General features: G+C 33.9%; 15 protein-coding genes and 2 tRNA genes. 10 read left to right on the top strand and 7 right to left on the bottom strand.

Features of this window, described 5'->3' with window-relative positions; translation table 11 throughout:
* Nucleotides 1-91 precede the first annotated feature (91 nt).
* The 10 genes from ACZ1JT_RS09240 (at nucleotide 92) to ACZ1JT_RS09195 (ending at nucleotide 10,228) form a co-directional block, all read left to right on the top strand.
* Entirely contained in the window at nucleotides 92-1,219 is a 1,128-nt protein-coding gene (locus ACZ1JT_RS09240) for a hypothetical protein (protein ID WP_465093542.1), read from the top strand.
* Between the two features lie 15 nt (nucleotides 1,220-1,234).
* Nucleotides 1,235-3,268, top strand: coding sequence for an FG-GAP-like repeat-containing protein (locus tag ACZ1JT_RS09235; RefSeq protein WP_465093541.1), 2,034 nt, complete (start codon nucleotides 1,235-1,237; stop codon nucleotides 3,266-3,268).
* A gap of 84 nt (nucleotides 3,269-3,352) precedes the next feature.
* The gene (locus ACZ1JT_RS09230) at nucleotides 3,353-4,192 is read left to right on the top strand and encodes a hypothetical protein (protein WP_465093540.1); all 840 of its coding nucleotides are present in this window, start codon (nucleotides 3,353-3,355) and stop codon (nucleotides 4,190-4,192) included.
* Between the two features lie 150 nt (nucleotides 4,193-4,342).
* Nucleotides 4,343-5,236: an EamA family transporter gene (locus ACZ1JT_RS09225; RefSeq protein WP_465093539.1), complete on the top strand. Its 894-nt coding sequence runs from the start codon at nucleotides 4,343-4,345 to the stop codon at nucleotides 5,234-5,236.
* 53 nt (nucleotides 5,237-5,289) lie between these two features.
* On the top strand, nucleotides 5,290-5,643 hold the full coding sequence (locus ACZ1JT_RS09220; protein WP_465093538.1) for a DoxX family protein: 354 nt from the start codon (nucleotides 5,290-5,292) through the stop codon (nucleotides 5,641-5,643).
* A gap of 27 nt (nucleotides 5,644-5,670) precedes the next feature.
* Nucleotides 5,671-6,378 (top strand): aquaporin Z, encoded by a 708-nt coding sequence (gene aqpZ / locus ACZ1JT_RS09215; RefSeq protein ID WP_465093537.1) that lies wholly within the window; start codon nucleotides 5,671-5,673, stop codon nucleotides 6,376-6,378.
* A 50-nt stretch (nucleotides 6,379-6,428) separates the two neighbouring features.
* Nucleotides 6,429-7,031: an alpha-ketoglutarate-dependent dioxygenase AlkB family protein gene (locus ACZ1JT_RS09210; protein WP_465093536.1), complete on the top strand. Its 603-nt coding sequence runs from the start codon at nucleotides 6,429-6,431 to the stop codon at nucleotides 7,029-7,031.
* Nucleotides 7,032-7,172: 141 nt separating this feature from the next.
* Nucleotides 7,173-7,454: a TIGR03643 family protein gene (locus tag ACZ1JT_RS09205; RefSeq protein ID WP_465093535.1), complete on the top strand. Its 282-nt coding sequence runs from the start codon at nucleotides 7,173-7,175 to the stop codon at nucleotides 7,452-7,454.
* Nucleotides 7,455-7,556: 102 nt separating this feature from the next.
* The gene (locus tag ACZ1JT_RS09200; protein ID WP_465093534.1) at nucleotides 7,557-9,416 is read left to right on the top strand and encodes a M61 family metallopeptidase; all 1,860 of its coding nucleotides are present in this window, start codon (nucleotides 7,557-7,559) and stop codon (nucleotides 9,414-9,416) included.
* Between the two features lie 101 nt (nucleotides 9,417-9,517).
* A complete protein-coding gene (locus tag ACZ1JT_RS09195; protein ID WP_465093533.1) occupies nucleotides 9,518-10,228 on the top strand; it encodes a DUF4369 domain-containing protein in 711 nt (236 codons plus the stop codon).
* A 91-nt stretch (nucleotides 10,229-10,319) separates the two neighbouring features.
* Here the strand turns inward: ACZ1JT_RS09195 and ACZ1JT_RS09190 are convergent.
* The 7 genes from ACZ1JT_RS09190 to idi all read right to left on the bottom strand — a co-directional run bounded on the left by ACZ1JT_RS09190 (nucleotide 10,320) and on the right by idi (nucleotide 13,288).
* A tRNA-Thr gene (locus ACZ1JT_RS09190) sits at nucleotides 10,320-10,393 on the bottom strand.
* Between the two features lie 55 nt (nucleotides 10,394-10,448).
* A tRNA-Thr gene (locus tag ACZ1JT_RS09185) sits at nucleotides 10,449-10,522 on the bottom strand.
* Between the two features lie 82 nt (nucleotides 10,523-10,604).
* Entirely contained in the window at nucleotides 10,605-10,871 is a 267-nt protein-coding gene (locus ACZ1JT_RS09180) for a hypothetical protein (RefSeq protein ID WP_465093532.1), read from the bottom strand.
* Between the two features lie 56 nt (nucleotides 10,872-10,927).
* Nucleotides 10,928-11,896 (bottom strand): type I phosphomannose isomerase catalytic subunit, encoded by a 969-nt coding sequence (locus tag ACZ1JT_RS09175; protein ID WP_465093531.1) that lies wholly within the window; start codon nucleotides 11,894-11,896, stop codon nucleotides 10,928-10,930.
* Nucleotides 11,896-12,354, bottom strand: a complete 459-nt coding sequence (locus ACZ1JT_RS09170; protein ID WP_465093530.1) for a peroxiredoxin — start codon at nucleotides 12,352-12,354, stop codon at nucleotides 11,896-11,898. The genes ACZ1JT_RS09175 and ACZ1JT_RS09170 overlap by 1 nt, the downstream gene beginning before the upstream one ends.
* Complete coding sequence (locus ACZ1JT_RS09165; protein ID WP_465093529.1) at nucleotides 12,354-12,764, bottom strand: 6-pyruvoyl trahydropterin synthase family protein; 411 nt, start codon at nucleotides 12,762-12,764, stop codon at nucleotides 12,354-12,356. Before ACZ1JT_RS09165 ends, ACZ1JT_RS09170 begins: the two co-directional genes overlap by 1 nt.
* On the bottom strand, nucleotides 12,761-13,288 hold the full coding sequence (gene idi / locus ACZ1JT_RS09160; RefSeq protein ID WP_465093528.1) for an isopentenyl-diphosphate Delta-isomerase: 528 nt from the start codon (nucleotides 13,286-13,288) through the stop codon (nucleotides 12,761-12,763). Before idi ends, ACZ1JT_RS09165 begins: the two co-directional genes overlap by 4 nt.
* Nucleotides 13,289-13,599: the final 311 nt, after the last annotated feature.

The following is a 13,599-nucleotide window of genomic DNA, read 5'->3' as shown; positions in this document are numbered from 1 at the left end:
TTAAGTATTTTTATTAATTAATGCCGAATAGTTATTTTTTTTAATCAAAAAATATATATTTGTTATTATTGATTTTCAATATATTACAAATATGCAACAAAAATACCTACTAAAAACTAGCTTACTACTTACCGCATTTACTATTCTATTTCTTTTTGCTTGTAGTTCTAACGACGAAGAAACCTACGAACCTGTCTCGCCAGTTGTAATGGATCTTACACAAATTCCATATCCAAAACTATCCGATTACAAATTTTTCACAGGCGATTTAAAAGATTTAACCCCAGCTTTAGGAGTTTTACCCTATGAACCTTCAAGTCCGCTTTTTTCTGACTATGCACATAAAAAAAGATTTGTTTGGATGCCTTCAGGCGTAAAAGCGTCATTTAATGGCGATGGCACAATATTAAACTTCCCTACTGGAGCTGTATTAATTAAGAACTTTTATTACGAAAACGTACAACCAGATAATGGAACCAAAATAATTGAAACGCGACTTTTAATTAAAAAAAGTGACGGTTGGATTTTTGCCAATTATGTATGGAATGATGAACAAACAGAAGCCACATTCGACCTTAACGGCAGTTATGTAAATATCGATTGGATGGAAAACGGAAATTTAAAAACCGTTAATTACCGAATCCCAAGTGAAGCACAATGTATCACCTGTCACAAAAAAGAAAGTTCTGAAACTGGTACATTAGTAACTACTCATTTACCTATTGGAGTAAAACCTCAAAACCTAAATTTCAACTACAATTACTCAAATGGTAGTAAAAATCAGTTGTTGAAATGGATTGAACAAGGGTATTTAAATAGTAATTTTTCATTACCTACTGCTCAAAATACGGTAATAAACTACAACGACACATCACAACCTATTGAAACCAGAGCTAGAGCGTATTTTGATATTAACTGTGCTCATTGCCATTCAGAAGGTGGTCACTGCAGCTACAGACCAATGCGTTTCGATTTTCAATCCACTTATAACAACAATACCAATATGGGTGTTTGCGTAAGCACACAAGACATGCAAGATTTTCCAACTTCTCTTGCAAAAATTGTTGCTCCGGGAAATACCAGCAAATCAATGCTTTATTATAGAATAAATACAACCGATGAAAGTTATCGCATGCCTTTACACGGAAGAACTTTGATTCACGAAGAAGGCGTTGCTCTAGTCGGCGAATGGATTAACTCATTACAACCTTGCCCATAACCAAATTGAAAGCTTATGAAAAAAATTACTTTAGCACTCTTAACGTTTTTTAGCATTTGCGGGATTTCAGCACAAAACACCTGTCAAACTGCAATCCCATTAACCACTGCTGGAATTTATACTGTAGGCCCAATTGACGGCACACCCCCTACTTTATTTTGTGCAGCCAATGGCGCAATAACAAATGGAAACCCACATGGAGAGTGGTATACCTACACACCTTCTCAAAATTTTTTGGTTACTGTAACTTCAAATATAACGGCCAACAATCCATTAATTGACACTCGTTTTCATGTGTATACTGGTGATTGCAATACTTTAGTATGCTATTCTGGAGATGACGATGGTGGCGCAAATTATTCGTCTGTTGCAACCTTTAATGTTACTGCTGGTACCACTTATTACATTGCATGGGATAACCGTTGGAGCAGTAGTGGCTTTAGCTTTCAAATAATTGAAAGTCAAGTAGCAGCAATGCCTATTACCTATTCTAATCAAACTGTTTCAACCATCAACAGCTCATATAATATTTGTATTGTTGACATGGACGGAGATTACAAAGATGATCTGGTTGGTATCAGTGCCAATAATTTAAAAATTCACCATCAAACAACACCTGGAGTATTCAACATAACTAATACAGCTATTTCAGGCACAAGTATGATGCCTACATGGAGCATGGCTGCTGGTGATTACAACAGAGATGGGTATAACGATTTGGTTTTAGGTAGCGGTAGCGGACTAAGTGTTTGGACATCGAACAACACTGGAACAGCTTACTCAAATTTCACACCGGGCAACTATATTTTCTGCCAAAGAACTAATTTTTCAGACCTTAACAACGATGGCCATTTAGATGTCTTTTCGTGTCATGATATTGATCCAAATGTATATTACTTAAACGATGCTAGTAACAACTTGACGTATTATCAAAGTAGTGTAACTCCTGGAGCTATGAATATTGGAAGTGGTCCGGGCAACTACTCTACTCTTTTCACCGATTTTGACAATGATGGCGATACCGATGTTTTTATATCTAAATGCTCAGGACCTCCTTGCGAACTACATAGAAATGATGGTGGAGGTGTATACACTAATATTTCAGCTATAGCACAAATTAATATTACACCAATCCAAACATGGTCTTCTGCCGTTGCAGATTTTGACAATGATGGAGACATGGATATAATCATTACGGCTAGTGCAGGAGTTCATCATTATTTCAGAAATAATTTAGATACTACAAATTCTGTTGAAGAAGCCTTTACTGAAATTACCTCTGGTTCAGGTTGGGACACCAATACAAGCACAAATATCGACAACGTAGCATACGACTTCGACAACGATGGTTATGTTGATGTTTTAGCTGGTGGCAACAAAATAATGTTTAATCAAGGTGACGGAACTTTTGCTCCTGTATCATATCCTGGTTTAAGTGTTGGTGCGATTGGCGATTTGAATAATGATGGCTTTCTAGATATTCAAAACGGAACCACAATTCATTATGCAGTTCCAAATGCAAATAATTGGGTAAAAGTAACATTACAAGGGGTGATTAGTAACCGAAATGGAATTGGCGCTAGAGTTGAAATTTATGGTGCTTTCGGAAAACAAATTCGTGATATTAGAAGTGGCGAAGGTTTTAAATACATGAGTTCGCTTAATGCACATTTTGGTATTGGAACATCAACTGCTATTGATGCAATTCATATTATTTGGCCTTCAGGAACCGTTGATATTATTTCTAATCCGAGCATAAATTCAATTGTACATATTGTTGAAGGAAGTACTTTAGGTGTTTCTGAAAATACTTTAGGAAACTTTACACTATATCCTAACCCAGCGCACGAATCGCTAAATTTCCAAGTGAAATCAAATTCAGAATCAATTGAATCGATTGCAATTTTCGATACTACTGGAAAATTAGTTAAAAAAGAAAAAGTTCAAAACAACAAAGTTCTTATTCAGGAGTTACAAAGAGGAATGTACTTTATTGTTTTAGAAAACAATTTCCACCAAAAATTCACTGGGAAATTTATTAAAAAATAACATTAAACCTTTGTCGTTTAAATGAGTCTTATGGTAAACAATGACATATTCATTTTTAGAAACCTTAAGGCAAATACAGAAATTATGAGAAATTTAAAATCATTTATTACATTAACATTATTTGCAACTGCTTTAATGTTAACATCATGCAACAAAGACGATGTTCAAAATGCTGTAGTTGATCAAAAGTTATTAACTGCTTCTGCACAAATTGACTTTACTAACGAATTAGATTTTAACTCTGGAATTGAAGCTGCAGACAATAACTCAAGTTATTCCAGTAGAGGAACAAATCCTGTAGCTAATTTCGACTCATGTGCCACTATTACGGTTGATAATGCCACTCCTGGTGTTTTTCCAAAAGTTTTCACGGTAGACTTTGGCAGCACTGGATGTTTGTTTAACGGAGTTTTACGCAGAGGAACATTAACAGTTACCTTATCGGATTATGTAATGAATTATGGTAGTACAATGACCATTGAACGTTCTAATGATTATTACGTAAACGGTAGAAAAGTAGAAGGTACCATTGTTTATGTGAATGAAACTACGGTTCCCGAAACACCACAATGGACCAGAACCATTACAAACGGAAAAATAACAACATTACAAGGTGAAGTGTTCACTCATTACGGTACGCGAACTGTAAAACAAATGGAAGGTGTTGGCACATTAGCCTTAGGGGACAATGTGTATCATATTCTTTCAGGAAGTCACACTATAACAAAATCAAGTGGAGCATCCTTAACCGTTACCGTTGTTGAAACTTTAATTAAAAAATATGCATGTACTTATATATCTCAAGGTAAATTAAATCTTCAAGGATCTTATCTTGATGGTATTTTAGATTACGGTGATAATACCTGCGATAATCAAGCAACTTATACCCATTCTGACGGTACAGTTTACAACATTAATTTATAAAGACACACTAACAAATCAACGGTCATTTCTTAACTAAAGAAATGGCCGTTTTTTATTTTATAAAAGTTCCATTTTGGAAAACTAAACGGGTTTGTTCATGAAATTTGAGCAAAAAAACGTATCTTAGCCGGCTTTAAATTTTTTGAGAATATGTTTAAGAATAATGTACTAAAAGGTGTTTTATTTGTTGCTTTAGGAGCTACCAGCTATGGAATGTTAGCTACCTATGTAAAATTAGCTTATAAAGAAAATTACACTACAGCCGAAGTAACCACTGCCCAATTCATAATTGGAATAATAGCCATTTTACTTATTAACGCATTCCAAAAAGCAAAAAAAGGAAACACAGTAGTCATGGCTTCTCCAAAGAATATCTTTCATTTGATGTTAACCGGAACATCGTTAGGAATGACAAGTGTTTTTTATTATTTAGCTGTAAAATATATCCCTGTTTCTATTGGTATTGTTTTATTAATGCAAACCGTATGGATGGGTGTTTTACTAGAATGGATTTTAGACAAGAAAGCACCATCGTTACAAAAAGTAGCATCTGTAATCATTGTATTGATTGGAACAGCATTAGCCACAAATCTAATCAACAACAAAATAACATTAGATTGGCGTGGTATTATGTGGGGTGTATTAGCCGCTGCATCATTTACAACAACTATGTTTACAGCTAACAGAATAGCTTTAGGAATTTCATCTGCACAACGAAGCCTATACATGCTTTTAGGGGGAGCTGTTATTGTTTTCGGATTTTCCATTGCAACACAAACAGGACCTTTCAATATGACAATCTTCCTAAAATGGGGGCTATTAGTTGCCTTATTTGGAACCATCATCCCTCCTATTTTAATGAATATCGGATTTCCATTAACAGGTATCGGATTAGGAAGCATTGTGTCCTCGTTGGAGTTGCCTGTTTCAGTAATGATGGCTTACATAATTTTAAACGAAACCGTTATTTTCACTCAATGGTTAGGAATATTACTTATTATTCTTGCTGTAGTAATAATGAATATCAATTTCAAAAAAAAGTAACCTTTTTATTTTTATAACATTTTTTTAAGTAAATTCGTAATAAACAGTTTATTATGGATTTACCTTGGCATTTATATATAATGGCTTTTCTATATATTGTTGCTGGATTGAATCATTTCAGAACTCCAAAGGTTTACCAAAAAATAATCCCCTCCTATTTCTCAAATCCTAAACTTGTAAACCAAATATCTGGTTTTTTCGAAATTATACTTGGAATTTCACTATGCATTCCAGCTGTTAGTAAACTAGCCGCATGGGGAATTATTTTATTGTTAATCGCCGTTTTTCCGGCAAATCTTAATATGTACACAAATGAGAAAGCCAAACTAAACTTACCCAAATGGATTCGATTTATTCGTTTACCCATACAAGGAGTTTTGATATATTGGGCTTATCGCTATACTTAATCCTGTAACCAATCAAAATTATATATTATGAGAAAACTATTTGCAGAATTTTTCGGAACGTATTGGCTTGTTTTTGGAGGCTGTGGAAGTGCACTTTTTGCAGCTGGATTCCCAAACCTTGGAATTGGCTTTTCGGGTGTTGCTTTAGCTTTTGGTTTAACTGTTTTAACTATGGCATATGCAGTTGGGCATATTTCAGGAGGACATTTTAACCCTGCCGTTTCATTCGGTTTATGGGCTGGAGGCCGATTTGAAGCCAAAGACCTATTACCTTACATTGTATCTCAATGTCTTGGTGCTATTGCCGGCGCAGGATCTCTATTTCTAATTTTATCAGGAAAAGCAGGTTTTGCAATAGACAATACCAAAGCAGGAGCATTTGCTACTAACGGTTACGATGCTTTTTCCCCGGATGGTTACGCTATGAGTTCAGCTTTTATTGCCGAATTTCTTTTAACGTTCTTTTTCATTCTGGTAATTTTGGGTGCTACCGATAAATTTGCAAATGGAAAATTTGCGGGTATTGCTATTGGTTTAGCATTAACACTAATTCATCTAATTAGTATTCCTATAACCAACACTTCAGTAAACCCCGCTCGTTCAACTTCACAAGCCTTATTTACTCAAGGTGAACCTTTAATGCAGTTATGGCTCTTCTGGGCAGCTCCTATATTAGGCGCCCTTGTTGGAGGATTTGTTTACAAAACACTATTAGAAAAATCTGATACCGAATAAATTCAAAAAAGGCGATGTTTTCACATCGCTTTTTTTTGTACTTTTAAGTAATGAATACGCTGTTTACAACCGAAAAACTCACCTTCGATTTACGTGATGCAGAAATCGAGTATTTCCCTGCTGTTTTTTCGGAAAATGAAATCACTTCGATTTATAATGCTCTTTTAACCGAAACACCTTGGCAACAGGACTCGATTACAGTTTACGGGAAATCGTATGCGCAACCACGCCTTACAGCTTTTTATGGCAATACCGATAAATCGTATTCATACTCCGGCATTATTATGAAACCAAATGCATGGACAAGTGTTCTAAACATGATTAAAGAAAAAGTAGAAGTTGCTACAAACCAGAATTTCAATTCCGTTCTTTTAAACTTATATCGAAATGGAAAAGACAGCAATGGTTGGCATGCCGACAATGAAAAAGAACTAGGAAAAAACCCAATAATTGCTTCGGTAAGTTTTGGTGAAAAACGAAAATTTCAACTAAAACATAATACGCTTTCAAATCAAAAAATGAACCTAGAATTGGAATCGGGTAGTTTACTTTTGATGAAAGGAACAACACAACATTTCTGGAAACATCAAATCCCAAAAACAGAATTACCAATAAAACCTAGAATAAATCTTACTTTTAGAACAATTTTTTAATACAATATGCAAAGACAATACTGTTTTCAAACTTTTTTTTAAAAAAAATTAAAAAATAACAATGCCCTATTTCTAAATTCATTTTTTTATTAATATTGATTTATAGTTTTAAACCAAACACTCGTATTAATTTTTCATCTAATGAAAAAAAGCAAAATTTCAGAAATGGACAACGAGACATTAGAGCGCGTTGTTACTATGGCTCAAGAGGAGAAAAAACCTTTTGAAGTATTAAAAGAAGAATTTGGAATCTCAGAAAATGATGTTACCGAATTAATGAGAAAACGTTTATCGAAAGACAATTTCGAGTTGTGGAAGAAAAAAATCGCCGCGGGAAAACCAAAACCAAAACCGCAAAAATTCAACGACCTTGAAGACGATGATTTAGACAGTAAGTACTACTTTAAAAATAAATTCGATTAAAAAGAAATCTCCCTTTTTGTGGGAGATTTCTTTTTTTACATATCCTGTAACAATTCAAACAAAAAACCGTCTAATTTCGTAATTGCATTCAAAACAGAAAAAATGAAAAAAATAATCTGCTCGCTAGCCATTGCTTTTGCTTTTGTTAGTTGTAAAACAGCACAAACCAACTCACCATTAATTAATGATGTAAAGGTTGCTATCGATTTAGTAAACGTAAACGATGACAAAGTAACGGTTACTGTAACTCCACCTACAATTACAACTGAAACAGTAATGTTTCACTTTCCAAAAATTATCCCTGGAACCTATTCGCAGGATGATTATGGGCGTTTTGTGGAAAATGTAAAAGCATTCGACGCTAAGGGCAATGCATTACCAATTGCTAAATTGGATGATAACTCATGGCAAATTTCAAATGCTAAATCACTTGCAAAAGTAACATACAATGTTAACGATACTTTCGACATTGAAACTACCGGTGGTATGGGAGGTAAAGATGTATTCTCACCTGCAGGAACCAATATTATGGCCGGAGAAAACTTCATGTTGAACACGCATGGTTTTGTTGGTTATTTTGAAGGAAAAACAGAATTACCATATCAAGTTACCATTAAACACCCTGCAACACTTTGGGCTGCTACTTCAATGACCGATACAGATGCAAGCAACGAAGTAGATGTATTCAAAACAGCTCGTTATCCAGAATTAGTGGATCACCCAATCATGTACTCTAAACCAGATTACGTGACATTTAAAGTGGACGATATGGACATTTTAATTAGTGTTTTTTCTCCTAACGGAAAATACAAAGCAACAGACATTGCTCCAGCAATGGAAGAAATGATGCGAGCTCAAAAGAAATTTTTAGGTCCAATCAATTCGACAAAAAAATACAGCATCTTATTGTATTTATCTGATATGCAGAAAAAAGATGCAAAAGGATTTGGGGCATTAGAACATACAACTTCTACAACGGTTGTTATGCCAGAAATGATGCCAAAAGCTGCTTTACTTGAACAATTGAAAGATGTAGTATCGCACGAATTCTTCCATATCGTAACGCCGCTTACGGTTCATTCTAACGAAATTCAGTACTTTGACTATACAACTCCAAAAATGTCTCAGCATTTATGGATGTACGAAGGCGTTACGGAATATTTTGCAAATTTGTTCCAAGTAAACCAAGGTTTAATTACTGAAGATGAATTTTACAACCGAATTGCAGATAAAATTCAACAATCGAAGCGTTTCGACGAAAAAATGCCTTTCACTAAAATGAGTAAAAACATTTTAGATGCTAACTATAAAGATTCGTATTATAATGTTTACTTAAAAGGTGCATTAATTGCCATGTGTATTGACATTCAAATGAGAGAAAGCAGTCATGGTGAAAAAGGAATTTTAGATTTAATGCAAGCGTTATCTGCTGAATATGGAAGCAAAAGACCTTTTAATGACGAAGAATTATTTGCTAAAATAACAGCATTAACATATCCGGAAATCGGTGCCTTTTTAAAAACATATGTTGCAGGAGAAACTCCAATTCCGTATGAAGAATACCTAGCCAAAATGGGAGTTAAAGAAGCGACTGTTAAAAAGCCAGGAAATCCGTTTTTACAAAACGAGACTACTCCATACATAACTATTGACCCTACGACTAAAGAAATTAAAATTTTACCTGATGTAGAATTGAATAATTTCATGAAAAGCTTAGGAATCAAAAATGACGATACTGTTTTGGCTGTAAATGGAACTAATTACAACTTAGACAACATTTATGACTTGATTATGACAAGTATGGACTGGAAAGAAGGCGATGCTATTACTGTTAAAATAAAACGAAACGGAAAAGAGCAAGAGTTAAAAGGAAAAGTAAGCATTCCACTTCAGGATGCCGAAGGATATCATGCAGTAGATACTTCCAAAACCAAACTTAAAGAAGCTTGGCTTAAAGGATAATTGAATTAATACAAACAATTATAAATCCCCAAAACAGCATGTTGTTTTTGGGGATTTTTTTTGAATATTTTTCATTACTTTGCAGCTCGAAAAAATATCAAATGAAAAAAATATTAGTTACAGTTCTAGCAGTTGCCGCCTTAATTTCTTGTGAAAAATCAGAAAAAAACAACGGATTACACTTAACCGGAAAAATTGACGGATTAAGACAAGGAAAACTATACATTAATAAAATTGTTGACACAACCTTAGTCACTTTAGACAGCATTATCATTAAAGGAGATTCCAACTTTAGCAGTAATATTCCGTTAAGCGAACCCGAAATGCTTTACCTATCCATGAATCGTGGCGTATCGAGATCAATTGACAATGTTATTCCCTTTTTTGCTGAACCTGGAGAAATGACAATCGAAACATCACTTAAAGAGTTCTATGTAAAAGCTAAAATAAAAGGATCTAAAAATCAGGAATTATTAGAAGAATACAACAGAACTAAACTTATTTTTGGAGATGAACTAAACAAAACTATTAGCTTAACACTTTTAGCAAAAAAAACAAATGAATTACAAAAACTAGACAGTTTGAATAAAGTTTCAGATCGACTAGTAATTAGAAAATACCTTAATGCTGTAAATTTTGCGGTAACACATGGGAAAAATGAAGTAGCGCCTTATATTGCTATTACCGACATTTTCGATGCTAACATTAAATATTTGGATACAATTCAAAAATCAATGTCTCCAGAAGTACAAAAATCTAAGTATGGAAAAATTTTAACCGACTATATTGCCGAGCGCAAAAAAACAGAATAACAAGAATAACAAGAAAGCGACTTTTACCAAGTCGTTTTTTTTATTTCCATATAGAAAACAAAAAAGCCACCACTTACGTGATGGCTTTTTGAGCCGATGGAGGGACTCGAACCCACGACCTGCTGATTACAAATCAGCTGCTCTAGCCAGCTGAGCTACACCGGCAATTAACCTTAAAAAACTATTCATTAAAAAATCACGCTTTTACGTGATTCTATTGAGCCGATGGAGGGACTCGAACCCACGACCTGCTGATTACAAATCAGCTGCTCTAGCCAGCTGAGCTACACCGGCGACTCAATATTTCGGGTGCAAATATAAGCGAGTTTTTCAAACTTGCAAATAGCTTACAACACTTTTTATTGATTTTCTGCTACTATAATCCGTTAATTTTTTCAACCAACTGATTTGCAACAGCTTCCAAATCATTATTAATTTGTTTGAAATGCGCTTTTTTGTTTTCTACATTTCTTTGATTAACTCTGCTGATTAAAGCATCAAAAGAGTTTATGGCTTCATCAATTACTGCATCGGAAGTTGCAGTTGGTTTTCCTGTAGTCGTCATTTCCCAAATGTAAACCGCTTCAATAATATCACCTAATACGTAGTTGATGTCTTTTTTTAAGTTTCTTACGCTTGCCATTTTTTTTATATTTAAAAATTCGATTGCAAAATTACAATTAATCTTTCGATTAAAAGTTAAGAAATGAATATTTCTAACAAGGTAGCTTTTCCTACCAATTCAAAATTGGTAATCGCCGCAGGAATTAAAACAGTATCACCGCGTTCAAAGAAATAAGAAACAGCATTAGCTTCAATAGAAAAACTGCCTTCCGTACATACAAACACAGAAAAGGAATCGCCATTTTTCTCCAAACTGTATTTTCCATCAAGAGGAATTACATTAGTGGTGAAATATTCACATTCAACAGCTTTATTGCTAGTGTTCACATTTTTTTCGTATCTCTTCTTAGCATTAACCACATTATAATTAATAGCTTCTAAAGCCAAATCAATGTGCAATTCTCTGCCATTACCATTACTATCAACACGATCCCAATCGTAAATTCTATAGGTTATATCGGATGTTTGCTGAATTTCTGCTATTACAATACCAGCGCCAATTGCATGTATAGTTCCTGTTTCTAAAAAAAACACGTCCCCTGCTTTAACCGGTATTTCTTTTAAAATTTTAGGCAATGTTTTATTTTCAAGACTAATCAAATATTCATCCGCAGAAGATTCCTCTTTAAAACCTACAATAATACGAGCGTCCAAATCAGCTTGAACCACATACCACATTTCTGTCTTACCGAATGAATTATGCCTCTTTTTAGCCAACTCATCATTTGGGTGCAACTGAATTGACAAATCTTCACGAGCATCTAAAAATTTGAAGAGTAACGGAAAATCAAAACCATAGGTTTCATGTACTTTGTTTCCTAAAATTTCGATTGGATATTTGGAAACCAATTCATTCAAATTCACGTTTGCGAAATCTCCATTAGCCACATGGCTTTCATCACCTGGAACTGTTGAAATTTCCCAACTTTCACCCGTAGTAGCATTAGGAATATCTTTATTAAGAAGGCTTTTCAACTTTTGACCTCCCCAGATTCGATCTTTTAAAATTGGCTTAAAAACCAACGGATAAAACCTTTTACTCATTATAACAGTTTCTTAATTTCTTCAAGGGTTTTTGAAAAATGTTTTTCAGCATTCATACTATCAAAAACCATTTGCACAATACCTTTTTTATCCACAACATAAGTCACTCTTCCTGGCAACAATCCCAATAAATTACTAGAAACCCCGAAAAGTTTTCGCAATTTCTTATTTTCATCAGATAAAAGAATAAAAGGAAGTTTATATGTTTCAGCAAATTTTTTATGAGATTTCACACCATCACTACTAATACCAATAACTTCAACACCAATATCTAAAAATTCTTCGTATTGATCTCGAAAAAAACAAGCTTGTTTTGTACAACCCGGAGTATCATCTTTTGGGTAAAAATAAATAACCAGGACTTTTTTACCTAAAACCGATTCAATATTAAAAATTGCACCTTCTTGATTTTTTGCTTCAAACAGAGGCAATGCATCTCCAACTTTAATTTCCTTCATTACAACCCTTTATAACTTACAAAATTTCTAGGAGTTTCGTAAAGTATCACTTCCAAATCATTTTCGGAAGCAATTTTAGAACGGATTTTATTCCAAATAACCACTACAATGTTTTCAGCTGTAGGGTTAAGATTTTCGAAATCCGGTACATCTAAATTCAAGTTTTTATGATCGAATTTAGATTCTACTTCTTGATAGATAATTTCAGCCAAATCCTTAATATCTATAACATATCCAGTATCTGGGTTTATTTTTCCTGTAACACTAACTATTAATTCATAATTATGTCCGTGAAAATTAGGATTATTACACTTCCCAAATACCGCTTGATTTTGTTCTTCTGTCCAATCTTTTCGATACAAACGATGGGCTGCATTAAAATGAGCTTTTCTGGATACGGTTACTCTCATACTTTATGATCTTCAAGAAAATGATAAAATTCATCAAAAATAATTTTGAACCAAACCGTATAAAGTTCTGGATTTTGCTCCATATCGGTTTTAACATCGCCAATTGCCATCCATTTCCAACTTTCCACCTCATCATTATTAATTATTGGCGCTTCGTTGTAATACCCAATCATAACGTGATCCAGTTCGTGTTCGGTTAAACCGTTATCAAAAGGGGCTTTATAAATAAATGAAAACAATTCTTTCAGTTCTGTTGTAAAACCCATTTCTTCAAACAAACGACGGGTACCGGCCTGAATATTGGTTTCACCTTCACGCTGATGACTGCAACAGGTATTTGTCCACAATAAAGGCGAATGATACTTATGTGAAGCTCTTTGCTGCAACATGATTTCGTTTTTATCATTTAAAACAAAAACCGAAAAGGCGCGATGCAAAAGTGCTTTTTCATGCGCTTCTAGCTTTGGCATCAAACCAATTTGTTCATCTATTTCATTAACCAATATGACGTTTTCTTCCCGCATAGCATTATAATTGACTGTCAAAAATACAAAAAAGAAATGGGAAGCCCTATTTCGAAGATTACTTTAAAAGCATTTGTTCTTATAAAACAATAAAGAATCATAAGAGTTATAACTCCTAATATCTTATGAATAAAAACAACATCTCAAACATTTTACACAGACACGATCAAAAAACAATTAAGAAGCTAAAAATCAATTATTTAAACCAAATAAACCTGCATTATCATAGGATAAAAATCAAAAAAGCGCTACCTTTATTCTCCAAATTCTAATAAAGTGAAACGTTAAAATCACTTGAAAAAAACGGGCAG

It is taken from the genome of Flavobacterium sp. IC2-16 (assembly GCF_055521455.1).
Note: the sequence above shows the minus strand (reverse complement) of the source record. Positions and strands in the feature narration are given on the sequence as shown.